The 24,892-nt window shown below is 66.8% G+C and carries 18 protein-coding genes and 1 tRNA gene; 1 reads left to right on the top strand and 18 read right to left on the bottom strand.

Going from position 1 to position 24,892, the window contains the following annotated elements:
• Window positions 1-4 precede the first annotated feature (4 nt).
• The 12 genes from Q0K12_RS00930 to Q0K12_RS00875 form a co-directional block, all read right to left on the bottom strand.
• The gene (locus Q0K12_RS00930; RefSeq protein WP_297259570.1) at window positions 5-403 is read right to left on the bottom strand and encodes a DUF4150 domain-containing protein; all 399 of its coding nucleotides are present in this window, start codon (window positions 401-403) and stop codon (window positions 5-7) included.
• A 4-nt stretch (window positions 404-407) separates the two neighbouring features.
• Complete coding sequence (locus Q0K12_RS00925; RefSeq protein WP_297259568.1) at window positions 408-1,004, bottom strand: DUF3540 domain-containing protein; 597 nt, start codon at window positions 1,002-1,004, stop codon at window positions 408-410.
• Window positions 1,005-1,015: 11 nt separating this feature from the next.
• A complete protein-coding gene (locus Q0K12_RS00920) occupies window positions 1,016-1,918 on the bottom strand; it encodes a pentapeptide repeat-containing protein (RefSeq protein ID WP_297259566.1) in 903 nt (300 codons plus the stop codon).
• A 397-nt stretch (window positions 1,919-2,315) separates the two neighbouring features.
• Window positions 2,316-5,159, bottom strand: a complete 2,844-nt coding sequence (locus Q0K12_RS00915; protein ID WP_297259565.1) for a pentapeptide repeat-containing protein — start codon at window positions 5,157-5,159, stop codon at window positions 2,316-2,318.
• The gene (gene tssG / locus Q0K12_RS00910; RefSeq protein ID WP_297259564.1) at window positions 5,150-6,148 is read right to left on the bottom strand and encodes a type VI secretion system baseplate subunit TssG; all 999 of its coding nucleotides are present in this window, start codon (window positions 6,146-6,148) and stop codon (window positions 5,150-5,152) included. Before tssG ends, Q0K12_RS00915 begins: the two co-directional genes overlap by 10 nt.
• Entirely contained in the window at window positions 6,112-7,827 is a 1,716-nt protein-coding gene (tssF, locus tag Q0K12_RS00905; RefSeq protein ID WP_297259562.1) for a type VI secretion system baseplate subunit TssF, read from the bottom strand. The genes tssG and tssF overlap by 37 nt, the downstream gene beginning before the upstream one ends.
• A 6-nt stretch (window positions 7,828-7,833) precedes the next feature.
• A complete protein-coding gene (locus tag Q0K12_RS00900) occupies window positions 7,834-8,427 on the bottom strand; it encodes a hypothetical protein (protein WP_297259561.1) in 594 nt (197 codons plus the stop codon).
• Window positions 8,428-8,429: 2 nt separating this feature from the next.
• Window positions 8,430-12,089: a type VI secretion system tip protein TssI/VgrG gene (tssI, locus tag Q0K12_RS00895; protein ID WP_297259559.1), complete on the bottom strand. Its 3,660-nt coding sequence runs from the start codon at window positions 12,087-12,089 to the stop codon at window positions 8,430-8,432.
• Between the two features lie 288 nt (window positions 12,090-12,377).
• Window positions 12,378-13,157, bottom strand: coding sequence for a hypothetical protein (locus Q0K12_RS00890; RefSeq protein ID WP_297259557.1), 780 nt, complete (start codon window positions 13,155-13,157; stop codon window positions 12,378-12,380).
• On the bottom strand, window positions 13,154-15,853 hold the full coding sequence (tssH, locus tag Q0K12_RS00885; protein ID WP_297259555.1) for a type VI secretion system ATPase TssH: 2,700 nt from the start codon (window positions 15,851-15,853) through the stop codon (window positions 13,154-13,156). Before tssH ends, Q0K12_RS00890 begins: the two co-directional genes overlap by 4 nt.
• A 362-nt stretch (window positions 15,854-16,215) precedes the next feature.
• Window positions 16,216-16,301, bottom strand: a tRNA-Leu gene (locus tag Q0K12_RS00880).
• A 21-nt stretch (window positions 16,302-16,322) separates the two neighbouring features.
• Window positions 16,323-16,826 (bottom strand): hypothetical protein, encoded by a 504-nt coding sequence (locus Q0K12_RS00875; protein WP_297259553.1) that lies wholly within the window; start codon window positions 16,824-16,826, stop codon window positions 16,323-16,325.
• Window positions 16,827-17,005: 179 nt separating this feature from the next.
• Between Q0K12_RS00875 and Q0K12_RS00870 the strand changes: the two genes are divergently transcribed.
• Window positions 17,006-17,491 carry a phosphatidylglycerophosphatase A gene (locus Q0K12_RS00870; RefSeq protein WP_297259551.1) on the top strand — a complete coding sequence of 162 codons (486 nt, stop codon included), beginning with the start codon at window positions 17,006-17,008 and terminating at the stop codon, window positions 17,489-17,491.
• A gap of 305 nt (window positions 17,492-17,796) precedes the next feature.
• Here the strand turns inward: Q0K12_RS00870 and Q0K12_RS00865 are convergent, their stop codons facing one another.
• The 6 genes from Q0K12_RS00865 to Q0K12_RS00840 form a co-directional block, all read right to left on the bottom strand.
• The gene (locus tag Q0K12_RS00865; RefSeq protein WP_297259549.1) at window positions 17,797-18,966 is read right to left on the bottom strand and encodes a hypothetical protein; all 1,170 of its coding nucleotides are present in this window, start codon (window positions 18,964-18,966) and stop codon (window positions 17,797-17,799) included.
• Window positions 18,967-19,045: 79 nt separating this feature from the next.
• Complete coding sequence (pnp, locus tag Q0K12_RS00860; RefSeq protein WP_297259547.1) at window positions 19,046-21,283, bottom strand: polyribonucleotide nucleotidyltransferase; 2,238 nt, start codon at window positions 21,281-21,283, stop codon at window positions 19,046-19,048.
• A gap of 168 nt (window positions 21,284-21,451) precedes the next feature.
• Window positions 21,452-21,715: a 30S ribosomal protein S15 gene (rpsO, locus tag Q0K12_RS00855; RefSeq protein ID WP_296304391.1), complete on the bottom strand. Its 264-nt coding sequence runs from the start codon at window positions 21,713-21,715 to the stop codon at window positions 21,452-21,454.
• A 32-nt stretch (window positions 21,716-21,747) separates the two neighbouring features.
• On the bottom strand, window positions 21,748-22,656 hold the full coding sequence (gene truB, locus Q0K12_RS00850; RefSeq protein ID WP_297259545.1) for a tRNA pseudouridine(55) synthase TruB: 909 nt from the start codon (window positions 22,654-22,656) through the stop codon (window positions 21,748-21,750).
• A gap of 103 nt (window positions 22,657-22,759) precedes the next feature.
• Window positions 22,760-24,142, bottom strand: a complete 1,383-nt coding sequence (locus Q0K12_RS00845) for a PqqD family protein (protein WP_297259543.1) — start codon at window positions 24,140-24,142, stop codon at window positions 22,760-22,762.
• A gap of 18 nt (window positions 24,143-24,160) precedes the next feature.
• On the bottom strand, window positions 24,161-24,505 hold the full coding sequence (locus tag Q0K12_RS00840) for a hypothetical protein (RefSeq protein ID WP_297259541.1): 345 nt from the start codon (window positions 24,503-24,505) through the stop codon (window positions 24,161-24,163).
• Window positions 24,506-24,892: the final 387 nt, after the last annotated feature.

Here is a 24,892-nt window from a genome sequence, read left to right as displayed (position 1 = left end):
GCCCCTAGGCGATTTGCACCTTCATTTGCGCGGCCATGCTGCACATGCCCGTGGTGTTTCCCTGATTATGCTTGGTGCTCGCCCCCTGCGAGACGGCGGCCTTGCCTTCCAGCGTCACTTTTTGCGAGCCCTTGGTGAATTCGCCCTTGCCGATGAACTTGCCCGAGGCCACGCCGCCGCCGGTGCCCGGTTCGTCGCCGTTGGAAAGGGCGGTGGCGGATTTGAGGTGCAGCGCGGGCGCGCCGTCGATGAACACCTTGGAACAGGCCGTATTGGGCGTGACCAGCGAGCACTGGAAAATGTTGACGTAGGGCACGGGCACGGCGCCGGTGGGAGAAGGGGTATTGCAGACATCCGGCGGCGTGCTCATGCAGGTACCGCCACTGAGCGTCAGCGCAAACATGCTGTTATCCTACCTTGATGTGCCGTCCGTCGATATCCACCTGTTCGGCGGCGCGGATGTCGGCGTGTTCCGCACGCAGGCGATAGGAGGTGCGCGCTTCGCTGCGGACGCGGCCCGCCGAGCGGTGGGCAAGGTCGCGCACATCCTCTTCCAGAGCGGCATAGCGGCCGCTGCGCCGCAGGGCGCGCTCCCGCAGATGGCGGCAGATGGTCTGCACCACGGCAAAGCCCTGCAGGAGGACGCGTCCGCCAAGGGAGAGCAGCCCGGCCCGGATGTCCACGCTGCGCCCGTTCAGCCGCAGTTCTTCGGCCTCCAGGGTCAGCCGCCGTCCGTGCAGGCGCGTCTTTTCCGGCAGGCATAGCTCGCTTTCCGTCTGCGCTGCGCCGGCGGCTTGCCGCAGCACGCTGATCACCCAGGCTTCGCCATTGTCCAGCAGGGCCAACAGCACCGTATCCCGGACGTTCGGGGCCAGCAGGCAGCCGTCGGCCCGCAGGGCGCGCACCAGACCGAATGGCCCGGCCACCAGCAGCGCGTCCCCCTGCCGGGAATGCACCGTTCCCGTGGCGAGGCCGTTTTCATAGGTCAGTACAGGGGCTTCCATCGTCCGTCACCTCAAACTGGCATGGCGGAAAAGCGTTCGGCCTTGAGGCGTGCCGGATCCGTCGGGCGGGCAGCTTCAAGACGAGCGCCGTCAAGAGCGCAGCCATCCATCCGGGCGGCGTGAAGGTCGGCCGCGCGCAGGTCGGCTCCCCGCAGATCGGCGCGACAGGCGTTGACGTGCGAAAGGTCCGCCATTTCCAGACGGATACGGGACAGGCAGGCTCCTTCCATGTCCGCATGGGAACAGATCGCCTGCCGGGCATCGACATCCTGCCAGACGGCAGCCCGAAGATCCGCGCCGGCAAGATGCGCCTGCACAAGGCTGCACGCCGCAAAACGGCTCCCGGAAAGGTCGCTGCCCATGAGCCCGGCCCTGTCCAGACGGCAACGGCTGAAACGCGCGCCAGACAGATCGGTATGCATGGCAATAAGTTGCTCCAGCTCGCAGTCTTCGGCTTCGAGGGCCCGGCAGGAGCACCCTTGCAGGGTGACGAGTTTAGCAGCGACACGGCGGAAACGCAAGGCGTCAAGCCTGCAGTCGAGGCAGTGCAGCTTGTGGGCCACGGCGTTTTCCAGCGGCGGCAGGCCGGCAAGACCGCGCAGGGTCGCCCGTGAAAGCGTCACGCCGGGCCACTGGACGTCTTCAAGCCGGCAGTCCAGCAAAAAGGCGCGTTCAAGGAGGGCATCGTCCAGCCGCACGCCGCGCAGTGCGGCACGGGTAAAGCTTGCGCCGGTCAGCCGGGCGGTGCGAAAGGTACAGTCCTCAAGCTCGGCCTCATCAAAGACGGCATCGCTGAGGTCCGCGCCGTCAAAGCGGCAGCCGCGCAGACGCGCACGCGTGAAATCCGCATCGCGCAGATCCGCCCCGCTCCAGTCGCGATGCTCCAGCACGGCATCGGCAAAGTTTTTTTGCATACCGATCCTCTCTTGAGAGCATTTTCCGTTTGAAATGCTTCGCGTCCAAACCTTACAGCCTGTCGTTTCGCGGAAAACGCGGTTTTTCCGCGCACTCTGGGTCTGTTTTGCCTTTTCCCACGGTGGAACGCTCCTGAATCTGATGGATGCCCTCCGTGCGAAGCGCTGTCCACAAAAGGGAGGCACTCCCCCACAAGATGATGTGGCAAGGCACCCTCGCTCCTGCCTTTCCCGCCTCCGGGGGACCAGCAGCACGGGAAAGCTGTTGCCTGTCCCGGTCCATTCCATCCTCCAGGGTAAGGCGCGTTGGGGGAAGGATGGGGCCGGGGGAAGGGAACCCCCTTGCGCGCAAGCCAAGGGGGTTCCCTTCCCCCGGAAAAAGAGCATGCCGCCAGACCTACGCGTGCTTTTTGCGAGCCGCCAGGATGGTTCCCGTGATGTCGGCGTCATCGAGGCGGCTGCTCCCGTCAAGGCCGAGCCGGTAGAGGTCGGCTCCGTAAAGGTTGGCCCCTCGGGCATCCGCGCCGTGCAGGCGGGTCTCGCGCAGGGAGGCCTCGAAAAGGTCGGCGCGCTGCAGGCTGGCCCCGTGCAGGGAGCTGCGGGTGAAGTCGGCCTGACGGGCGCGGACGGCATCCCAGTCGGCGGCGGCAAAGTCGCAGTCCAGGAAACCGGCGTTGTCGGCGGTTGCCCGGCGAAAGACGGCACGCGGCGCGGGAACGGCCGTCCACATGCTGCCGGCAAGAACGGCTCCCGTAAAGTCGGCCTGGGACGCCCGGGTGCCATGCCCAAGGGCGGCGGCGGCAAGGTCGGCTCCGTTCAGGCGGGCATGATCCAGAAGCAGGCCGTGCATGTCGGCGGCGCGCAGGTTCGTGCCGGAAAGGTCGGCCCCGGAAAGATCGGTGTGGCGCAGGCGGGCCTGCTCCAGTCGGGCCTGCGGGGCACGCAGGCCGGAGGCGCGGCTTTCGTGGAAGAGGGCGGAGGAAAAATCGGCCCCGGACGCGTCGGCCTCGGTCAGATCCGCCGCGCTGAAATCCGCATCCACCGCGCGGAACTGGCGGAGGTCGGCCTGTTGCAGGCGGGCGCGGAGGAAACAGGCCTCGGACGCGTCGGCCCCGGTCAGTTTTGCGCCGCGCAGATCGGCATCCACCAGAGAGGCCCCGCGCAGGTCGGCCCCGGAAAGGTCGGCCCCGGCAAGCTGCTGGCCGTCGAGCCGCAGCCCGGAAAGATCGGCCCCGACCAGGGAAAGCCCGGCCAGCGATCCCCCGGCGGCCAGCACGGCGACAAGTGCCGCGCGGGAGGGCGGCGCATCGGCGGATGTCGCGCCACCGGCTGCGGCTGCTTCGGGCGGCGCTCCGCCGTCTCGTTCCTGCGCCGTCTGGGCGGGGGCGGCCTGCGTTTCGGGGGACGGCGTTTCCGGCGTGTCCGCCTGAGCGGAGGCGGCAGCGGCCTGGGCCGGGCTGTCGGCGGCGGGCGCGGGCGGGGCCTGCTTCCCGGCCTGGCCCTCAAGCTCCCTGAGCGCCGCCCGGTAGCGTTCGATATGTTCGGAGACCGAGCCTGGCGGGAAGCCCGCGCCCGCTTCCAGCAGAGGCGCATAGGCCGTAAGCTCGTCGAGATCGTCCGGCGCATCGTCCAGCAGTTCCAGCAGTCGGTCGGCCGCGGCGGGGCTCATGCCGGCCTTCTGCAGGGCGGCGCTGGGCGTATTGGGCAGATTGCCGCTCATGGCCTTGAGGCTCGCCTCTCCTTCCGGCCCCATGAGGTGCAGCATCTGCGACATGGAGTCGGTGAGGCCGGCCGGAGGCTGCATCAGCGCGGAAAAGCGGGCAAGAAAGGCCGCGCTCGCGGCCTGCCAGGCTGCGGCATCGGTATGTTCCGTGGGATCGGGCAGCTCCAGCTCCAGCGCCGCATTGACGGCGGCGATGCGCTCCTCGGAAAGGCCCGCCCGCTGCAGTTGTTCGTCCAGCGACGGCGGCGGAGGGCTTGCCTGCAGGGTGGCGGTCTCGGCGCTCAGGCGGTCGAGATGCTGCCGGGTCTCGGCGATCTGCTCCGGCGTGAGGGGCGGCAGGCCGGCCTGAGCCAGTGCGGCATTGAATTCGGGCAGGCTCTCCTCCAGATCGGCGTGGAGCGCCGCGGCCATCTCCGCCTGAGTGAGCGGAGCCGGGGACGGGGCGGGCGCTGGCCGGGGGGCGCTTTCAGGCGCGGCGGCATCCTCTCCCGAGCTTGCGGCGGACGAGGCGGCGGCAGCGGCGACGCCGGCAACGGCCGTCCCGGCGACCGCGGCGGCCGTCATGCCGGCGGCGCTCATTCCTTGCGCAGGCGATTCGGCAGCTGCCGTTTGTTCCGCCGGGGGGACGGACGTCCCCGCCGGGGGCGCGGCGGGCGGGGGCGCGCTTGCCGCCTGCTCGGGCGAAAGGAGGAAGCGGGCCGCGGCGATGTCGGAGGGTTTCTCATCCGCGCAGGGAACGAGGGCGTGCCAGCAGATGACGGCCGTCCGTTCCACGGGGAACAGCCAGAGCGTATCCGCGGCGATGGCCTGCCCTTTCCATGCGTTCTCTCCCGTGCGCAGCACCTCCAGCCGCAGGCGCACGCCGGGCAGGCGGACATGCTGTTCGGGCGTTTCCGGACCGAAGGCGGAAAGAAAGATCTCCTCATCCCCGCGCAGCCCGCCGGGCAGGCGCTGCTGGGGTTGCGCCTCGTTGAAGAAATGCCAGTCCGCGTCATCCGGCAGACCGGGCCAGCGCGTTTGCAGCCAGCGGGCGTCATAGGTCCCCAGATCTTTCATGCGGCAGGGCCACGCGCCCAGCGGCAGCGGACAGGCGGGCGCGCCGTGCGGCAGGGCGGGATCGGAAAGCAGGGGCGCGTCCTTGCTGCCCAGGGGATTGCCTGCCGGATCGAAGGCCGTCACTTCCCAGGTCAGGGGAACGGGCCTGCCGTCCGGGGCGGCCTTGATCAGGAATCGGCGGCGGCTCCTCCCCACCCGTATCTCGATGACGCCGCCCTCGCGGGCCTGCGGCGTGACCGTGCCGGCCAGCAGCCATTCCGCATCCTGTTTGGGGATGCCCGCGTCCAGACGGCAGCCCGGCGGCAGGGCGGTCATGGCGGCGGCCAGCGCCGCCTCGGCGGCCAGGACTCCCCCTGTGCGCAGGTCGATGCCCAGCAGGGCGCTGAACGCGTGGTGCGGGGCTCCCCGCCAGTCCAGCGGCTGGGACGAGCAGAACAGCGTATCCGGCTTGATCATTTCCATATGGCGGCCTCTTGCGGGTTGCCGGTCTCTTTTTTCCGTACGATCACCACGGCGCGGCGGGACGTATCCCCGAGGAAAAAGCCCAGGCGGCTGTTCCTGCCCAGCTCCGTCCGGCGCGGGGGGCAGGGCGCGGGATGCAGCACGAGCTCGAATTCCAGCGAGTGCCGCACATATTCCCGCACATGTTCTTCGATGCGGCGGCAGCTTTGACCGCCATGCAAAAAGTCGGGCATCTCCTCGGGGAGTACGGCATCCAGATGGATGCGGAAAAGCCCCGTACTGTCCCGCAGCTCACTGCCGAGTACGGCGCTCTCGCCCAGTACGGCATTGGCCGCGCCCGGGCGGCAGCGCTGTTCCGTCGCGATGGGGACGCGCCGTTCCACGCATTCCTCCACGCGCACATCGGCGCGCCGCAGCAACGCGGCCAGGGATCGTTGCAGCCGCAGGGCCGAACGATGACGGCAGACGAGCAGCTCCGTCGTGGCGATGGACGGCATGGCCTCGCCGTGCTCCGGGCGGCTCATGAGGCAGTGGAGCAAGTGCGCCGCCCGCTGATCGCCATGCTCGGTCAGCCGCCGCGCCAGCCGGTTCTGCCGCTCGGCGGCGTACAGAAGGTGGTAGAGGCGGTTATTGAGGATATCAAGGAAGTCCCGGCTCAGGCTTTCGTCAGCGCGCGCCTCGTCCAGCAGCTCTTCGGTGTAGAAGGTCGGCAGAGGCCCCATGGTGCCGTAGAGGCCCAGCAGGGTCGTGGTCAGCTGCCAGGCCGGCGGGCCGGCCGGCGGCGTCCGTATCTCCGTGATGTCGGCCGCGGGGAAGGCCAGCGAAAGATGCGGCCGGATGGCGATGTCCTTCTCAAAGGACGGCAGATCCGGAGACTCGGCGTGAGCCCAATCCAGCAGGCGGAGGGCCTGTCCGAGCGTCAGTTCCCGGAGATGCCCGCGCAGCAGCCCGCTCAGATCAGCGGGCGCGTGCCCAGATGCGGCGTCCATGACCATGTCGCGTTTTCGTTTGCCAGCGTGACGTGCAGCTGGGTGTAGTTGTTGAGCAGGGAGAACTCGGAAAGCAGGTCGTCCAGCGCGTTGCAGAACAGATAGGCGTCTCCCGCTGACGTGAAGCCTTCCCGGTTCAGGGCAAGGTGCAGCTCATGCCCGCGCAGCAGGCGGCCACGGAAAAGCCGCTCCCGGGGCACGGAGGAGAAGCCGCGCACGGCGTCGCAGCGGCGGCGGTTGGCCGTGAACAGTTCCGGGGCGGACTCCGGCGGCGGCAGATAGAGCGCGAGCAGGCCGCGCAGGGCCTGCGGGGAGGCCAGCGAGAGCAGATTGGCATTGATGTGCCCCACGAAGCGCCAGAGCAGCGACTCGTCCCGCGGGCGCGGCAGCGTGGGGGTGGGGGCCAGGATGTTGCGGAAACTGGCCAGACTGGGCGAAGTGTCCGTCGCCTCGCAGATGTCCCCTACCTGCAGCCGGGCGGGCTGCGCCGTATTGCAGCAGCGCAAGCGGAGCGCCAGGGTGAAGGGCTGGGTGTTCATGGCGGCATCGCGCCGGTAGAGCGGCATGATGAGATGCTCCGGTTCGCCGCTGACCGGCGACAGGCGGCAGCGCAGCTGGTACAGGCCGCCTTCCCGCTGCGGATCGGCGGCCTCGAAGCTCGTGAAGATCTCCGTGCGTCCGCCGGGGAAAAGGGCCGTCGCCTGCTCCACGGAAAGGATGTCCAGGGTACGGCGCACGCCGTCCTGCGGGCGCAGGACGTACTCCTCCTGCGTATGGGTGACGTTGACCGGCTCGGAGGACACCCGGCAGATGTTGCTGGCGGGGAAGACGTTGAGCTGGAAGGCGTCTTCCCGGAACTGCACGTTGCGCACGGCCTCGCCCTGCAGATGGAAGCGCAGCTCGCAGGCGGCGGCGTCGGACGGCAGCGTCAGCCGTTCCAGGCCCCGCAGACGGAAAAACAGGAGCTGCTGCGGCTGGAGGAAATAGCGGTGCAGGGCCATATAAGCACGGGCCAGCCCGCGTCCGGCGGCAAGGCGGCCGTCATCGGGCGTGACGGACAGCGGCTGCAGGGCGTCCGTGGGCAGGGGCAGGACGGTCTGCCCCATGACGACCTCCACGCGGCGCAGCCCCTGGCGCAGGGCATGGTACTGCTGTACGGCCTCGGCATAGGGGGCGGCAAGATAGAGGCGCGGGGGCGTGCCGCGCAGGGCCGTCAGGGGGACGCCGCACTGAAGATGCAGGCCAAGGACGAGGGAGGTCTCGTTGCGGCGCTCGCAGACTGTCCCGCGGATATGCAGGGGCAGGACGTCCGCTTCGGCATCCAGCGTGTAGATGCAGGGGACGCCGTCCACGGGCCGGGAGGCAAGCTCCGTGCCGCGCGGCAGATGCAGCGGCTCGCGCAGATCCTGGCGCGGCGTGAAGGCCATGAGGGTCGTGGAGGGCGTGGGCAGGACGGCGTGGGGGAAGGTCAGGCGCAGCAGCGTCTGGAGCAGTTCCGGGGCCGTCTGGTCCAGCCGTTGCCGGATGCGGCCGCAGAGATAGGCCACGCCTTCGAGGATGCGCTCCACATCGGGGTCCGTGCCGGGCTGCATCATGGGGGCCAGCGCCGGATAGCGCCGTCCGAAGGCCTGCGCGTCCTCACGCAGGACGGAAAGTTCTCGCTGATAATAGCTGTCCATAGCTTCTCAGAAGTGGGCTTCCTGTTGCTTGCGCCGTGCCTGTTCCTGCGCGGCGGCGGTCTCGTCGAGGCGCCGCTCATCCTGTTCCTGCGCGGCGGCGCTTTTCCGCAGGGCCTCGGGATCTTCCAGCCGCAGACGGGCCGTGCCGCGCGTATTGGTCATGGTCAGGCGCACGCCGTCGGCGAACCGGCGCGCGTAGTCGCCGAAGCCCGCTCCCACGGCGTCCCCCTGCCGCTGCAGGGCCCCCAGGCCGAAACGTTCCCTGGCGGCGGCATAAAAGGCATCCCCGGCCTTGCCCTCGATCTCCCAGGCGGCGACGCGGCGTTCCGGCCCGCACAGCCAGATGTCCGCCCGGCGCATGGCCGCATCCGGCGCGGCATGCTCGAAGCGTTCCACCACGCAGCCCGCGTCAAGACGCATCTCCCGCGAGCGATAGCCTGCCTCGCGCATGCGGGCATGGACGGTCGCGGTCTGATCGCCCAGCCGGATGCCGAAGGCGGCGGGCGCGGGCGGCGGCGCATCCGCCGCCGGGACGGGCAGGGCGGCCAGCACGCTGGCCAGCAAGAGAAAAGACGATGCGCCGCAGTGCCGCGTGTTCATGCCTAAGCCCCCTGCGGGCCGGCTGTTCCGGCCGCACCTTGTACGTGAGCCTGTGCGGTCTGTTCGGCGTCTTTCCGGCTTTTCTCAAGTTTGCTCTTCATGTCGTTCAGTGTGTTTTCAATATCCGTGAATTTCCTGCTGACATCCGTGATGGTTGCTTTTGCCCCCGTTATTTTGATCGCGCCATTGCCGATCTCAAGGATACCGTTATCAGTCCCCTTGATGGCGCTGCCGCTGATCTGCACCTTGTCGATGTTGACGGCTCCCCCTCCGCCGGGGGTGATCCCGATGTTGGCATCGTTGCAACTGACTGTCGCCTTTCCTTCTCCCGCTGAGATCTTTACCCCTTGATCATTGCTGACGACTACGCTTGCCGGTGACGCATTTATCTGTATCCCGTTCGCGGCACCCTGCAGAAAAACCTCGTTATCGTTTTGGGCGGTGCCAAGTATCCAGCTGTGATCGTCCAAGGAAAGCATCGTGTTATTTGAAACGAGCACACCAAAAAGGGCATTGTCCCCTGTCGCAAAGGCGGTTATCTGCGAAGCGGTGCCGGACATGTTGAATGCCGTGTTGCCGCTTTTCAACAGGATGTTCTTGTCGGCCTGGATGTGGGCATTCTCCTCGCTATGCTGATAGGACCAGCGGTTGCGTCTGAACTCCAGTTCCGTAGCATCGGCAAGGAAGGTTGCCCGTTGGCGGATGTAGTCGCCGCGCCGCGTCGTCGTGTCGTCCTTGATGTGCCAGATCAGATCGTCTATTTCCCGCATGAAGTCCGTGGCGTGTCCTTGCTGGATCTCCAGGCCCCAGGCGTTCGCATATGTCATTTCGCCCATGTAGAGCAGGGGGGGAGGAGGAGTAAACGGCGTCAGGACGCCGACGTAGTCGGCTTCCTCCCCCGGAGCGTAGTCCTCCAGCTTGCCCAGGGCGTCGGTCGTCGTTTTGGTGTACTTCTTGTGGTGGGGAGCCATCGCCGGGGAATCCGGCCGCGGCAGATCGCGGGTGTTGCGCAGGATGCCGCGCTGGGAATGCATGGCGATGGAATCCCGCGCCGTCATGGTGATGTTGGCGTCGTCGGTGCGCAGCAGGATGCCGCCCAGCGTGTTGGTTTTTTCGTAACCCTGTACGAAAAGCACCAGAGAGACCAGTTCCGGGATAAGCGCGAGCACGTCGTCCGTAACAAAGGTCCGTACGGCGTCGATCTTGTTTTTGTAGAAGTAGGCGGCGTCGCTCATGGAGTTTTTGCCGCAGCAGTCCTGCCAGGCTTTTTCCAGCGCGGTCAGGCAGGCGCTCAATTTCGCCTTACTCTGTTCCTGCTCGGCGATCTTGGATACGCAGCCCGCGACCGCGGCGTCCATCGTCGTTTTGTCGCTTGCCGCCTTGGTGGAGGCCTCGTACGTTTTCATGGCCTCACTGGCCGTATTTTTTTGGGTAGCAATGGCTGAGTCGCAGGTGGCTATGGCTTTGACAAGATCCGTGGCGACCTCCTCATAAGCGGCGCAACCAGATGTGATCCTCGCTGCCCGGCCGCTTTCATCGTAGGCTGTATATACCTTGTTATCCTTTTCGTACAGCGTCTTCATGGCCGTTTCCAGCGCATCGAGATAGACGGTCTTCGGGACGGCCGATCCGGCTTCCAGCCCAAGATTCGTTACGTCGGCGGCGCTCTTGAGCGCCAGCGACGTAAGGTAGGTGACCATGACGGACAGCAGTTCCGCCTTGTTGGGGAATATCTGCAGCAGCGATCTGGCCTCATCCGACTTGGCAAGAAGGGAGACGCCGTATTTCAACGGCGTCATCCCCTTGGATGACTGTATCGAGGCGGAAGCGTTGAGAGCGGTCGCCAGAGCCTTCAGGCCGGTGCTGCTCCATGCGGCGATCTCTTTCCCGACAGAGCTCCCGGCGACCGAGCTGCCCAGCGAGTCCGCGGCCGTGCTGCCCATTTTGGCGAGTGCTTCAAAAAACGTCGTGAAGAAATAGGCGTGTCCGTAACCGTAGACGCCGTTGTTGAGCTTGTAGCCGCTGATCTGGGAAAGGCCGAAACTTGCGAGCTGCGTCATGCCGATGCCCGCGGTCTGCATGACGTTGGCCGAGGTGAGGATGGCGCTCTCCGTGGAGCCTGCCGCCAGGGTCAGCCCGCTGCCCGCGGGCGTGGAGAGGGAGATGCCCTGTTTCTTGTCCGTGTCGTTGATGGTGATCTGGTTGCCGCCGGGGCTGCGCAGGCCCTGGAAGTTGGCATTGCCCGCGCCGGAGATGCTGCCTGTCTCGCCGTTGGCCAGCGCGCCGCCGATGACCGGCAGGTCGGGATTGCCGTCAACGAAGGAGACAAGCACTTCCGTTCCCGGCAGCAGGGGCAGGCCGAGGCCGCTGTCCTTGCCCACTTGCGGCTGGGCGCGGCGTATCCAGCAACTGGCGTTGCCGCCCGTCCTGCCGGAGATGTCAAAGGGGAAGGTCAGCTTGTAGCGGCCGTATTCGTCCATCTCCGCCCGCGCCCCGGTGCTGTCCCCGGCCACGAAGGCCCGCAGCACGCCGGAGATGCGGCTGCGCGGGGCCGTCCGCGCCGGACGGTAGGGCACGTCCGCCTCCATGCAGGTAAAAGTATTGCGGTAATAGAGGCGTTCGCCGGGCTCACGCAGGGGGATGCCCAGCCCCAGGGAAAGGAAGGCATCCTGCCGGCCTTCGTGGGCGATCTCCGTAACGAGGTAGTCCCGGTTGAAAGGATCGCTGTAATGCCTGTCCAGCCGGAAGATCCGGCCCGGCCGCAGCACGGGAGCGGAGCTTGCGCCGTGGAAGAGGCGGCCCCGGCAGCGCAGTTCCTCGGCGCGGATGGCGGCCAGCCGACTGGCCGCGTTGTCGTTGTCCACATATTCGTTGCTCAGGTAGACGTCGCCGAGGCCGTTGCCGTCCACATCCGCCATGCCCACCACGGGCTTGTTGGGATTGCGCCAGTCATAGCTGCGCAGCACCACCCGGCGCGGGAGCGGCGTCTGGGTCAGGGCGAAGGAAACGACGACCTCTTCCCGCAGGTCGCCTTCCAGCCCCGATGCGGGGGAATAGGACAGAAGAGGAATACCGTCCGTGCTGTGCGACTGCGGCGCATCGGCAAAGATGACCGTGTCCGCGCCGTCCTTCTCCTCAAAATAAAAGTACGCGCCCTGCTCCTCCATGCGCCAGCACATGTAGTCGTAGAGCGTCTCCTGATACTGCATGGCGAATTCGGGAGCGGGGTAGTCCTGCGCCGTCAGGCGAAATTCGTGCGGGAAGCTGAAGAACGGTTGTGAGGACATAAGCTCGCGCAGCACGTCCTCCAGTTTTTTGCCCAGAAAGATGGCGCTTTGCCGTATCTGGCTCAGTTTCCAGAACGTCGGGCGCAGCCGTACGGCGTAATAGGCATAGCCGTTGAAAAAGCCCCGCTGTTCCACCGCCGCGGGATAGCCGGAAAAGACGGCGGGATCGGCGTCGCCGTCCCGCGTCACCTCGAAGCGGCAGGGAGCGGCCAGCAGGGCCGCGGTATCCACGGCGGCGTCGGCGCATACCAGGTCTATCTGGAAGTCGAAGAGCCGGTGCAGTCCCTCCACGCCGCGAAAGCCCACGACATGGAAAGGCTCGCTGCTCTGATGCGATGAGAAAAAGCGGAAACGTTCGGTCAGCGTGGTCGGCATGGCATGTCCTTGGTGGAAGAAGGGAAGTGCGGCGATCTTGCCTCGTCCCCCGTATCCTTACTTGATAAAAACGCGCCGGGGAAGGGATGAGGGGCGTGAGGGGGAAGGTTCACGGGAACGCCTTTTCTCGCTCCGCGCCGAAAAGGCTGGGCCCTCCCGCGCCGGCGGCGACCGAAAGGCGGCCCGCAGGGCCGTGCCTGTCAGGCGACGCAGGAGCCTTACAGGCATCGACAGCAGGGCGAGGGTTTCCCCTTCCCCCCAACAAATAGCGAATAGCGTCAACAGGCCCTAGCAAAGCGGCAGCACGAAGAGGTCCGCCGCGTCGCCGTCGGGGAGCGGGCCGAAGACCAGCGCATCGGGCAGACCGTCCAGACGGACGAAATAGCTGTCGGCCGGCGTCAGACGGTTGCCCGTCCCCCAGGCGGTGAATTCCTGTCCATTCGCCGTGAGCCGCAGTCCGCGCAGGGGGTGATGCAGGGTGCAACGCTGGGGGATGGTCCCGGCCTGTCCCACGCCATGCGCGTCGGGCGCGCAGCCGCAGGTCCCCAGCAGCACGCCCTCCCACGGGTCATGTGCCGGGCCGCATTCCAGCCAGAGGCCGAGGCCGGGGCGGGCATGGACGGCAAGGCGGTAGGGCGGCGCGGCAAGTGTGCCCGGCGTATGCAGACGGGCGATGGCCCTGGCCCCGATATTTTTGCTGACCACGTCCGCATCGGCCAGCGGAAGCGGCAACGGCGGCAGCTCGCCGCCGGAAGGGGCCAGCAGGATGGGGAGCGCCCGCCCCGCCTCCTGCCGTCGCGCATGCTGCACGGCCAGCGCCGTGAGCGCCAGCCCCCGCAGGATGTCCTTGCGGGCGAAGGACTGCGCGTTGCCGGCGATGAGCCATGCCCCGCAGTCGGGGCGGCAGACCTCCGCCACCAGCGGGGCCAGTGCCTGCGCGTCGGCCATGCCCGTCAGGAAATGCGCCTGACAGTCGGCGCCGAGGCGGGATATCTCCCCGCCCAGCGCGCGGGCAAGGGCTTCGTTCTCTTCAAGCAGGGTCAGGAGAAGGGAGGGACGTCTGCTCATGCCGTGCGCTCCGGAGCTGCGCCGTCAAAATCCATGACGAGCGCATTGTCCCTGATGTCCAGATGGACGCCCTGCGGCGGGCAATCCCCGGCCATGTGGGAAAGGATGCGGCGGGCCAGGTCGGGCAGGACTGTCCCCGCAAGGACGTAGTCGATGTTGCGCGCGCCGGTCTCGGTCTCCGTACAGCGTGAGGCCAGCCACTGGGGCACGCCGTCGCTCCAGGTGCAGCGCATGCCGTTGTTGGCCGCCAGCCTGCGGGCCAGCGCATCCAGCTTGAGCCCGGCGATGGAGGCCAGCATCTCTTCTCCCAGATTCAGATAGGGCACCACATGCATGCGGGCCAGCAGCGCGGGCTGGAAGTGCGAGGAGAGCAGCGGCCGCAGGGCGGCGGCCACGGTCTCGGCGGAGGGCGTATCGTTTCCTTCGCAGAGCGCCTGGGTGATCTCCGAGCCGAGGTTGGAGGTCAACATGATGACCGTATTGCGGAAGCTGACTTCCGTCCCTTCGCCGTCGGTGAGCGTGCCCTTGTCGAATACCTGATAAAAGAGCTGCATGACGTCGGGATGCGCCTTTTCCACCTCGTCCAGCAGCACCACGGCATAGGGACGGCGGCGCACGGCCTCGGTCAGGAGGCCGCCTTCACCGTAGCCCACATAGCCGGGCGGCGAGCCGATGAGCCGGGAAACGGTGTGCTTTTCCTGAAATTCGCTCATATTGATGGTGATGACCGAACGCTCGTCCCCGAAGAGGGCGTCGGCCAGCGCAAGACCGGTCTCCGTCTTGCCCACGCCGGAAGGCCCCACCAGCAGGAAGACGCCCAACGGCTGCTCCGGCGCGCGCAGGCCGGCCTTGCCGGCCTGTATGCCCTCCACCACGGCGCGCAGGGCCATGTCCTGTCCCCGGATGCGGGCGGCCAGCGTCTGTGCGAGTCCGGCGATCTGCCCGGCCTGATCCCGGGCCACCTTGCCCACGGGGATGCCCGTCCAGTCGGAAACCACCTGCGCCACCACATCGGCCGTCACTTCCACGCTGACCAGCGGCGTCCCGGCCTGACGGGCGGCCAGCGCCTCGCGGGCTGCTCGCAGGGCCTCCCCGGCGGACGATACGGCGGCGTCAGGCTCCGTCGTCTCTTCGGCGTCCTGAGCGACGGTCTGGGCGGCGGTTCGGGCGGCGGCCAGCGCCGCGCGGGCATCCAGCACCGCCTGGGCCAGCGCCTTTTCCTCTTCCCAGCGGGCTTTCAGGGTCTCGGCTTCGGCATGGGCCGCCGTCATGGCCTCGCGCAGCGCGGCGCAGCGGCCTTCATCCACATCCGCCCCCTCGGCGGCGTCGCGTTCCAGCGCGTCGAGCTGGCGGCGGCAGGCCTGCGCGCGGCGCTCCGCATCTTCCAGCGCGCCGGGCTTGGCCACCTGAGAGACCTTGACGCGGGCGCAGGCCGTGTCCAGCAGGTCGACGGCCTTGTCGGGCAGGAAGCGGCCGCTGATGTAGCGTCCGGCGTAGTCGGCCGCCGCCTGCAGGGCCTCGTCCCGCACGAGTACCTTGTGCGCGGCCTCATAGCCGGCGCGCAGGCCGCGCAGGATGAGCCCCGTGGTCTCCACCGACGGCTCGTCCAGGCGGACGAGCTGGAAGCGGCGGGCCAGGGCGGCATCCTTTTCAAAATATTTCTTGTATTCCTTCCAGGTGGTGGCGGCGCAGGTGCGGATCTCGCCACGGGCCAGGGCGGGTTTCATGAGATTGGCCGCATCCGAACCGCCGGCGCCGTTGCCCGCGCCCACCAGCAGATGGGCTTCGTCGATGAAGAGGATGATGGACTTTTCCGAGGCCTTGATCTCGTCCAGGACGCCCTTGAGACGGCGTTCGAATTCGCCCTTGACCGAGGCTCCGGCCTCAAGCAGGCCCATGTCCAGACTGAGCAGAGTGGTCCCCCGCAGGGTCTCCGGCACGTCGCCCTCGCTGATGCGCAGGGCAAGGCCCTCCATGACCGCCGTCTTGCCTACGCCGGGTTCCCCCACGAGGATGGGATTGTTCTTGCGGCGGCGGGCCAGGATGTCCACCATCTGCCGGATCTCCTGATCCCGTCCGAAAACCGGATCGAGCTTGCCGGCGCGGGCCTTCTCGGTAAAGTCCTCGCAGAAACGGGCAAGGAAGCTCTCGCCGCCCTGTCCGGCGTGTCCGGCCTGCCCGGCGGCGATGTCCGCGGCTTCGGCCGACGGCAGGACGTCCGTCTCGCAGGTGCCTTCGGTCAGGCGGGCGAAATCGCGCAGCAGCGTTTCGCTGTCGAGGGAACGCAGCAGGGCGGGATAGTCCCCCTGCGCATAGAAGCCCGGGCGGCGCAGGAAGGCCAGCAGCACGCCGCCGGAGCGCAGGCCCGCGGCCCCCAGATCCACGGACGAGACCAGCCAGCCGGCTTCCAGCACGTCCTGCAGAGTGGGCGAAAAGACCGGACGCCCCGTATTGCCGCTGCGCAGCAGGGAAAGGCTGCGCTGCAGCTCGCGCCGCAACGGCGCGATGTCGCAGCCGGAGCGGCTCAGCAGCAGGGGGGCGTCGCCGTGTTCCTCTTCGAGGCAGGCCAGCAGGAAGTGCTCGAAGGTGACCTCATAATGTTCGTGGTTGACGGCGTACCCCGCAGCGGTGTGCAAGGCCTGCGTGCAAAAGCCGTTGCACTTTTCGATGAGTCCCTTCATATCTACGCCGATCATGAGCTCTCCTTGCTGCGCGCCAGTCTTGGCGGTAAGCGCCTCTCCCGGCCCCGCAGGGGCATCCCCGGAGGATGCGTCCGCTTCAGGCAGGGAGACGGCCAGTCTCTTTTTTTGTATTTGAGCATTCGGAGGGCTGTCAAGGGGCGCTGCCGTCCTCCTGCGGCGGCAGGAACACAGGTCGGAAGCGGAATGGAAGGGCACGGCGTGGGGCGGGAAGGGCGAAAGCAGGCGACAGCATCCACAAGCGACTGTTGCCGCAGACGTTTTTTCGCAGAGGGAGGGAGCGTATCAGGAACGCAACAGCAATGCGTCATGCACGCATGAGTGCCGTATGGGAAAACGCCGGAGACGCATCAGGAGAGTGGTACCCGGAGCCGGGCTTGAACCGGCACAGCCTGAGGCCGAGGGATTTTAAGTCCCTTGTGTCTACCAATTCCACCATCCGGGCATGTTTCAGTAAAATATGGGCTTATTCGGCGGCGTCCGTCGCTTTCCCCGCCTCGGGCCGCGCTTCCGTCGCGGTCGCGTCATCCTCCGCTTCCTGAACGTTCTCTTCCGGCTCGGGGAGCGGCCACAGCGGCGCGGACGTCACCTGCCGGACAGGCAGATCCGCCGGGACGCTTTCCGGCAGCAGCCGCTCTTCTTCGCGCCAGCAGCCTGCTTCCAGCCAGTAGAGATGCTGTGCGGACAGATCTTTCTTGAGGAAGAGAAGATTGCCGCGCACGGCCTGCGGCAGCAAGGCCGCCAGTTCCTGCGCCAGCTTGCGGAAAATGTAGGATTTTTGCGCCTCAAAGACGCACTGCACCAGAAGGATGTCGCCCGTGGGCGTGAAGTCCACATGCGCGGCGCCCGCCTGCTGCAGCAGCTCATCCAGACGGGGGACGAACAGCGCTTCCACGTCCTGAAGTTCCTCGTAGGTCAGGATATCCCCGTAGATGAACCGCCCGAACATTTCACATTGATATCTGCCCATGTCGCACCCTCGGCCAGTTTTATACGGGAAAATGCGGCGGCTGGCAATGGCCGCCGGGGCGGCGGCCGTGCCGCGCTCGACGCGCTGCGGTTTTTTCCGTAAGATGCCCCCTCTGCCCGACGGGAGAGGCCGCACCGTCCGTCCTTCCCCTTCTCGAATCCGCACAGGAGGAAAAACGTATGCCGCAATGGCTCATTCTGGGATTTTGCCGTCTGTGGAAAGCCGGGCTTTCGCCCATCATGCCGGGGACCTGCGGTACGGCGGTCGCCTGCCTGCTGGCGCCGTGGCTCTTTTTGCCCCTCTCGCCGTGGGGGCGCATCTTGCTGCTGCTCATCCTGTTCGTGCTGGGGAGCCTTGCCGCGTCCCGCGCGGAAGTGTTGCTGGGGCGCAGCGATCCCGGCGAGGTGGTCATCGACGAGCTGGTGGGGGTATGGCTGGTGCTCCTGCCCTTTGCCTACGATGCGGAGCGGATTCCGTGGCCGCTGCTCATTCTGGCTTTCCTCCTCTTCCGCATCTTCGACATGCTCAAGCCCGGCCCTGTCCGCGCTTCGGAACACTGGCTGCCCCGCGGCTGGGGGGTGATGCTGGATGACGTGGTGGCCGGCGTCCTGGCCATGCTCTGCCTGTGCGTGCTGCACAGCTTTTTGGGCGACAGGCTGCTTTGAGATTGACGCGTTGACGGCAACCGTAGTCAGTTCAAGCAAGTAAAACTTCCACCGCAGCGCCCGAAAGGGGCTTTCCCTCAGCCTGCATCGCGAGCGTGTCCACAGAGCTGAAACAAAACGGGCCATCATCACTGATGGCCCGTTTTCATTTGTGATCTGGAGCATTTCCCGTATGAAACGCGTTGCGTTTCACACCATACGGCCTGGCGTTTCACGGAAAAAAACGCGCTTTTCCCGCTCACGTTCGGCCGGGCGGCGCTGTGCCGCCGCCTTGCGTTTCATCTTTTTCAAAGGTGAAACGCGCTCTATTGCCGGGGCGCGTCCTGCGCCTCGTCTTCCGCCGCATCGGGGGCTTGCGGATCAAAGTCGATGACACGTCCCTGCAGCCAGATATAGGCGTCGATCTCGTCTCCGGCCTTGGGCTCGTACTCCTTCAGCACCATTTTGGAGGCATAGACCGGCAGGAGCATGGCTTCCCGCTCATCGAAGGGGAAGCGGAGGTACATGAGCGTGATGGGCATCTGTTCCAGCGTCCCCTGTCGTACCTCTTCCACTTCCGCACGGATCTGGTACTCGCAGAAGCGGCGGCCCGGCATGATCATGCGGCGGCCCTTCATGCTGACCTTGAGCGGCGGCACGTCCATCCGTCCCTTGTCGGGATGGGCGGCCAGCCAGTCGGCGGCATAGGCCTCGTACTGGGGGCCCTGGGTGATGGTCACGTCGTCCAGCAGGGCCTTGCGCACGGCAAAGCACAGACCGGCCAGCGTGAAGGTGTGCGTGATGCCGGGGGTGAGGTCGTCCTTGTCCCGGATATAGAGGGGATCATAAAACCACATGGGGTTTTTCCCCTCGATCATGGAAACGGCCACATCCGCGCCGGAGCCGCTTTCCCAGGGATGCACGCTTTCCACCGTCAGGTCGTTGGGCTGGCCCTCCAGCAGCGGGACGGCGTCGCAGGGACGGAGTTGTCCGCCTTCCTCATCGGCCCGCATGAGCACCGAAGCCCGCAGGGATTCCTCCCGGGGCCAGGCCATGAGGACGTATTCCTTGCCGCCGCGTTTCCACTGCCAGGCGGGACGGGTCCCCCCCTCGTGCAGGACGGTGCTCACCACCTGCGGCATGAGCGCCGCGGGATTGCGGCCCAGCACGACGGCCCAGGCGTCGCCCAGTCCTTCGGCATGGGTGCGGTTGGCCCCGCTGACGATGGCCTGCACCTGCTCCGGCGTGAGTTCGGGATGCTCGGCATCCACGGGCTCCAGGCTGTCCGCCGCCTGAGCGCGAGGGGCCTGCGCCGCGCTCGCGGAGTCCGCTTCAGGCGACAGGACGGCCTCGGCCTTTTTGGCCTTCTTGCCCTTGTCGGCCTTGTCGTTCTTGTCCTTATCGGCCTTTTTTTCCTTGTCGGCCTTTTCGGCCTTGGGAGCCTTCTTTTTCTTTTCTTCCACGGGCTGTTCTGTTTTTTCGCTTTTCTTGGGCATAGATTTCCCCGTTCTTTCCGCCTCAGCGAAAGGGGCGCGGGACAGGCCTGCCATCCCGCGCCGTTATCTGCTCATGGGCTTACTGGCCGCGCCGATCCCCACGGTCGCCCCGGTCGCCGCGACCACCCCGGCCGTGCCGGTCTCCGCGGTCGCCCCGATCCCCGCGGCTGCGCTGCGGACGGGCGGTCTCCTCGGGGTTCCAGGGGTGGCCCTGCTCTTCCAGCAGGACGGCCTTGCGGCTCGCGCGGATGCGGTCGCCGTTGATCTCGATGACCTTGACCACCATGTCTTCACCGATACGGGCGACGTCGCCGGGCTGTTCCACGCGGTTCACGTCCAGCTGGGAAACGTGCACGAGGGCTTCCACATTGGGCAGCACTTCCACGATGGCGCCGATCTCCATGATCTTCTTGACCTTGGCGGTGTAGTTCTTGCCCAGTTCCGGCCGCTGATCATAATAGCTGATCATTTCGCGCGCCTTGTCCAGCGCGTCGGCCGTGGGGGCGAAGATGGACACGCGGCCGGAATCCTCGATGTCCACGGACGCGCCGGTGGCGGTGGTGATGGCCTTGATGTTCTTGCCGCCGGGACCGATGATCAGACGAATGATGTCGGGATTGACGTAGAGTTCCGCATGCTGGGGCGCATAGCGGGAAAGCTCCTTGCGCGGCTCGGCGATGACCTTGGCCATTTCGCCGAGGATGTGCAGGCGGCCTTCGTGGGCCTGCTGCATGGCCTGGCGCATGATCTCCGTGGTCAGGCCGGTGATCTTGATGTCCATCTGCACGCCGGTGACGCCTTCGGCGGTGCCGGCGATCTTGAAGTCCATGTCGCCGAGGGCGTCCTCGTCACCGAGGATGTCGGTCAGCACGATGAACTTGTCGCCTTCCTTGATGAGGCCCATGGCCACGCCGGCCACAGGGGCGCTCACCGGCACGCCCGCGTCCATGAGCGAGAGCGAGCCGCCGCAGACAGCCGCCATGGAGGAGGAGCCGTTGGATTCCACGGTCTCGGCCACCACGCGCAGGGTGAAGGGGAAATCCTCGTCGGCGGGCAGGACGGGCCGCAGGGATTTTTCGGCCAGCGCGCCGTGGCCGATCTCACGCCGGGACACGCGCACGGGCTTGACTTCGCCCACGCTGAAGGGCGGGAAGTTGTAATGCAGCATGAAACGCTTGGTCACGTCGCCGTTGAGGCCGTCCATGCGCTGTTCGTCCGTGGACGAACCCAGGGTCGTCACCACCAGGGACTTGGTCTCGCCGCGCCGGAAGAGGGCCGAACCGTGCGCCCGGGGCAGCAGGCCGGTCTGGATCTGGATGGGGCGCACCGTCTTGGTGTCGCGGCCGTCGATGCGGATGCCCTCATTGACGATGCGCGCACGCACGATGGTTTTTTCCAGCGCGCCGAGAATGTCGCCCACTTCGCGCAGTTCTTCGCTCTCGGCCCAGGCCGGATCGGCCTTGAGGGCTTCCATGACCTTGTCCTTCACTTCCTTGCGGGCGTCCTTGCGGGCCATCTTGTCCGGCACGCGCAGGGCGGCCTCGATGCCGGCCTCACGGGCGAGCTCTTCCACGCGGGCCACCAGCACGGGATTGTCCTCGTGGGGGGTGAAGGGCATCTTTTCCTTGCCCGCCAGTTCGCGCAGCTTGAGCTGGGCGGCGATGAGGGGCTGGATCTCCTTGCGGCCCCATTCGAGCGCGTCGATGATGACGTCTTCAGGCACGAAGCGGGCTTCGCCTTCCACCATGGTCAGCGCGTCGGCCGAGGCGGCAAAGACGATGTCCAGATCGCTCTTTTCCTGCTCTTCATAGGTGGGGTTGAGCACGAACTGCCCGTCGATGCGGCCGATGCGTCCCCCGGCCACCGGGCCCTCGAAGGGCAGGGGCGAGAGCAGCACGGCGGCCGAGGCGCCGGTGAGCGCCAGCACGTCGGGCTCGTTTTCCGGGTCGGCGGAAATGACGCTGGCCAGCACCTGCACATCCTCGTTGAGGCCCTTGGGGAAGAGCGGACGGATGGGGCGGTCGATGAGGCGGGAGACGAGCGTTTCCCGCTCCGAGGGACGGCCGATCTCGCGGCGGAAGAAGCTGCCGGGGATGCGCCCGGCGGCGTACATCTTTTCGGAATACTCCACGGTCAGCGGGAAAAAGCCCTTGTCGTTCTCCAGCGGCTGGGAGCAGACGGTGACCAGCACCACCGTGCCGCCGCACTGCACCCAGACGGCGCCATGAGCCTGATTGGCCAGACGGCCCGTTTCAAAAATGATTTCCTTGCCGCCGACCACGGCGGTGACGCGGGTCGGATTGAACATGTCGGACATGGTATTTCCTTGATGAAGGGGATTCCGCCAAAAACCGGCCTTATGCGTATATGCCGGCTTTTCCCGGACCCCCCTTCCTGCGTTGTGCCCCGTCGGCGGGGCGTTTTTTCCTGCCGCAAAAGGCGGCAGGGGGAGCCGCGGCGCGGCTCCCCCCTCCGAAACAATGGATTACTTGCGCAGCCCCAGCTTCTCGATGAGGGCACGGTAGCGCTGGATATCCTTCTTCTTGAGGTAGTTCAGGATCTTGCGGCGCTGACCCACCAGCTTGAGCAGGCCGGTGCGGGAGTGGAAGTCCTTCTTGTGCACCTTGAAGTGGCCCGTCAGGCCTTCGATGCGGGCGGTCAGCAGGGCCACCTGCACCTCGGGGGAGCCGGTGTCCCCTTCGTGTTTGGCGTGAGCGTCGATAACGGCCTTTTTCTGATTGGCATCCATCACCACAGCAGTTCTCCTTATACGGAAGAGGTTTAGTTCCAGAGCCCCCGCAATACGGCCCAGCAGACGCCTTGCGGCCCTTCCTTGCGTTCGGCGAGCGCCAGCTCGCAGCCCGCTTCCATGAGCAGGGCGCGGCTGTCGCCGCCGCGGCAGGGGACCGTTTGCCCGTTGCGGATGCGCCGCGCCTCGTCCGGCGTGAGTTCCACGCGCGGCCAGTGGGGCAGGGCTTCCGCCAGGGGGCGCAGGCCACGAACCATGCACGCCGGGTCCGCCGTGATGGCGTCCAGCGACACGGCCGCATCCAGGCCGAAGGGGTGGCTGTACTCCCGGGTCAGTTCCGTGAGCACGGCTCCGCACCCAAGTCGTTTCCCCAAGCTGTGGGCCAGGGAACGTATATAGGTGCCGGAACTGCAAGTGACCCGAAAGCGTACAAGCGGGAGGGCCATTTCCAGCACTTCCGCCTGCGAAATCTCCATGCGTTTGATCTTGACCGGCGTCTCGAGGCCTTTGCGCGCCAGCTTGTAGAGGGGCTGTCCTTCATGCTTGGCGGCGGAGTATGCGGGCACTTCCTGCTCCGTCAGTTCCCGCCAGGCGCCGACTTCAGCGCGGACAGCCGCTTCGCTCACCTGCTGCCACGGCAGTTCGCGCAGGATCCGCCCCTGACTGTCCCAGGTGTCGCTTTCCTGTCCGAGGCGCAGCACGCCGCTGTAGATCTTGCCGCCGTCCGCCAGCAGATGCGAGGCGATCTTCGTCCCCTGCCCGAGCAGCACCAGCAGGACGCCGGAGGCCAGCGGGTCAAGGGTGCCGGCATGGCCGATCTTTTTCTGTCCCAGACGTTTGAGCAGCGAAAGGCAACGGGCGGAAGTGGGGCCGGACGGTTTGTCGAGCACCAGCACGCCGTGCAGCTGGGGCAGGGCAGGTGAGTTTGACGTGGTCATCATACGCAATGCGGCAACATACCTGCTCCAGAGCCACAAGTCAAAGCTTTTCCGGCACGGGAGAGGCGGCGGCCCGCGGGGCGGCAGGGTGTCGGGACAGCGGCCGTCAGGCTCTGTCCGCTTCTTCCAGGAAGCCGGCCGCGCACAGGCGCTGCCGTAGCGCCGTCACGTCCCGGCGAATGCGTTCAGGGGGGACCTGCGGGAAGACCTCGGCCAGCAGGCCGGCCAGCTCGGCATCGTTGCCCGGCTCTTCCCAGAGCTGCCAGAGCGCGCAGCCCATGCCGTTGAGCCGGAAGACCCGTCCGTCCCGACCGGCGGTCTCCTCATCCCGCGCCAGGAAACCCCCGTCCTCGTCCTGACGGAAGATGACGCCGGGGCGTTGCCGCCAGCTCCTGGCGGGGGCGGAGGGGGGCCTGTATCCGCCGTGCGGGCGGCGGCGCAGGGGGCGCGGCGGCCTGGGACTCGTCCTCGCGGGGCCGGCGGCCTTACGGGGAGTGGGCCCGGCAGCCGGGCCGGGATCGGGGAGCGGAGGCGAAGCCGGGCTTGCGGAAAGGGGAGAGGCCAGCCAGCCGTCCAGCAGGGCGGCGGCCTCGTCCAGCGTGCGGTAACGCAGCAGGCGGCAGGGCACGCGTTCCAGCAGGTCGCAGGCGGTGCTCAGGGCAAGGCCGGCCCGGCCGTCCCGCAGGAGGAAGCGCAGCAGCACCTCGCGCATATCGTCCTGCCGGGCTTGCGGCAGGAGGCCGCAACCGCCGGCGGAGGGATCTTCCAGCCTGTCCAGGATGACCACGGCGTCCACCGGCAGCAGGCTCCCCCACGGCAGCATGGGCAGGCTGGCGGGATCGCAGCAGAGATAGTGCGCATCCCCGCAGGCGACATACGGCGAGTCCGGCTCCGTCAGCGGAGCCAGATGCCCGCAGGGGGGCAGCGGGAGCCGCAGCCGGGGGGCAAAGCCGTAGGAGAAGACTTCCCCGGTCGGACTCAGGGCCAGCATGTCGTCGCCAAGGCCCTGCCAGCCGTCCAGCAGCAGGCGGGCCAGGAGCGCGCTCTTGCCCGCCCTGTGCGTGCCGCAAAACAGGAGCGTATGCCCGTTGCGGACGGCCGCCGCGGCATGGATGCCCATCCGGTCGCCGACATGGGCCTCATACACGGCGACCAGCTCCACCGCCAGCGTGCTGGCCAGGCAGGTCAGGCTGGGTTCAAAGCTGTAGCCCGGGCGCAGCCGGGCCACGGCATCCTGTGCGCGGTAGGGCGTGAAGTCCGTGGCTTCCGGGCTTGCCCCGTGCAGGCGAAAGGCGCCGTCCGTCAGCGGTTCCACAAGAAAGACTGGGGATGTCTCTTGCGTGGCCGTGCGGCAGGCATGGGGCCAGCAGCCCAGCGCACGGCGGAGCCGGCGTTCCAGGGCCGGCGTCCCGCCGGCCGCGCCGGGCAGCAGGCGCACAGGCCCCGGTATGCCCTGGAAATGGATGTCCCTGCAGGTCGCCGGCGACATGGACCATCCTTCCGTGGTCTAGTTGGTGCGGAAACCGCCGCCGTGCGCCGGCGCGGTGCCTCCCTGGTAGCCGCCGGTCCCACGCGTGGGACCCTGATAGCCGCCCGGAGCAGGCGCGCCGTGGTAGCCGCCGTAGGAGGGGTGACCGTAATAGCTATGCCGTGAGCGGGGGCTGTGGTAGGTATGGCGCGAGCGGGGACTGCGGTAGGTATGGTAGGTATAGGCGCGTGCCTCGTCCAGCCCCAGCAGGGTGGGGGCGGTGTAGGCCATGCCGGCGGCGACGAGGCCCAGCAGGAAGCGGCGGCGGCTGTTGCTGGGGGCTTGCCGACTTGCGGTGTTGTCGTGTTGTTGCTGTTCGGACATGAGCTGACTCCCTGTGCGGCAGCGGAAGGGCGTATCCCGTCCGCTCGTTCCGCTGGTATGATGTTGAGGACAGGGCTGGTATACTTCGGGCGGCGTCAGAAAAGCGTTAGCCTGCCAACACATGTGCGGGCGGCAGGTAAGGCCTGCCGCCCGCCGTCATGTCAACGAGAGCATTTTCCGTTTGAAACGCTTGGCGTTTCAAACCATACGGCCTGGCGTTTCGCGGAAAAAGCGCGGTTTTTCCGCTCACTTTGGGCCGGGCGGGCTGTGCCGCCGCCTCGCGTTTTATCTTTTTCAAAGATAAAGCGCTCTAGATGTTGTGTTCCGATAGGTTGTTCACCCTTTCCTCATTCGGTAAATTGGAAGTTACCAGACAAACCAACAAAC

Source organism: uncultured Desulfovibrio sp., assembly GCF_944324525.1.
Classification (GTDB): Bacteria; Desulfobacterota; Desulfovibrionia; order Desulfovibrionales; family Desulfovibrionaceae; genus Desulfovibrio.
The sequence above is the reverse complement of the archived record's forward strand: the minus strand, read 5'-3'. Positions and strand labels throughout refer to the sequence as shown.

Bases quoted from the DNA above. Each gene is read 5' to 3' on its own strand.
- Q0K12_RS00930 (WP_297259570.1), bottom strand. From the start codon at position 403: ATGTTTGCGCTGACGCTCAGTGGCGGTACCTGCATGAGCACGCCGCCG.
- Q0K12_RS00925 (WP_297259568.1), bottom strand. From the start codon at position 1,004: ATGGAAGCCCCTGTACTGACCTATGAAAACGGCCTCGCCACGGGAACG.
- Q0K12_RS00920 (WP_297259566.1), bottom strand. From the start codon at position 1,918: ATGCAAAAAAACTTTGCCGATGCCGTGCTGGAGCATCGCGACTGGAGC.
- Q0K12_RS00915 (WP_297259565.1), bottom strand. From the start codon at position 5,159: ATGGAAATGATCAAGCCGGATACGCTGTTCTGCTCGTCCCAGCCGCTG.
- tssG (WP_297259564.1), bottom strand. From the start codon at position 6,148: ATGGACGCCGCATCTGGGCACGCGCCCGCTGATCTGAGCGGGCTGCTG.
- tssF (WP_297259562.1), bottom strand. From the start codon at position 7,827: ATGGACAGCTATTATCAGCGAGAACTTTCCGTCCTGCGTGAGGACGCG.
- Q0K12_RS00900 (WP_297259561.1), bottom strand. From the start codon at position 8,427: ATGAACACGCGGCACTGCGGCGCATCGTCTTTTCTCTTGCTGGCCAGC.
- tssI (WP_297259559.1), bottom strand. From the start codon at position 12,089: ATGCCGACCACGCTGACCGAACGTTTCCGCTTTTTCTCATCGCATCAG.
- Q0K12_RS00890 (WP_297259557.1), bottom strand. From the start codon at position 13,157: ATGAGCAGACGTCCCTCCCTTCTCCTGACCCTGCTTGAAGAGAACGAA.
- tssH (WP_297259555.1), bottom strand. From the start codon at position 15,853: ATGATCGGCGTAGATATGAAGGGACTCATCGAAAAGTGCAACGGCTTT.
- Q0K12_RS00875 (WP_297259553.1), bottom strand. From the start codon at position 16,826: ATGGGCAGATATCAATGTGAAATGTTCGGGCGGTTCATCTACGGGGAT.
- Q0K12_RS00870 (WP_297259551.1), top strand. From the start codon at position 17,006: ATGCCGCAATGGCTCATTCTGGGATTTTGCCGTCTGTGGAAAGCCGGG.
- Q0K12_RS00865 (WP_297259549.1), bottom strand. From the start codon at position 18,966: ATGCCCAAGAAAAGCGAAAAAACAGAACAGCCCGTGGAAGAAAAGAAA.
- pnp (WP_297259547.1), bottom strand. From the start codon at position 21,283: ATGTCCGACATGTTCAATCCGACCCGCGTCACCGCCGTGGTCGGCGGC.
- rpsO (WP_296304391.1), bottom strand. From the start codon at position 21,715: ATGGATGCCAATCAGAAAAAGGCCGTTATCGACGCTCACGCCAAACAC.
- truB (WP_297259545.1), bottom strand. From the start codon at position 22,656: ATGATGACCACGTCAAACTCACCTGCCCTGCCCCAGCTGCACGGCGTG.
- Q0K12_RS00845 (WP_297259543.1), bottom strand. From the start codon at position 24,142: ATGTCGCCGGCGACCTGCAGGGACATCCATTTCCAGGGCATACCGGGG.
- Q0K12_RS00840 (WP_297259541.1), bottom strand. From the start codon at position 24,505: ATGTCCGAACAGCAACAACACGACAACACCGCAAGTCGGCAAGCCCCC.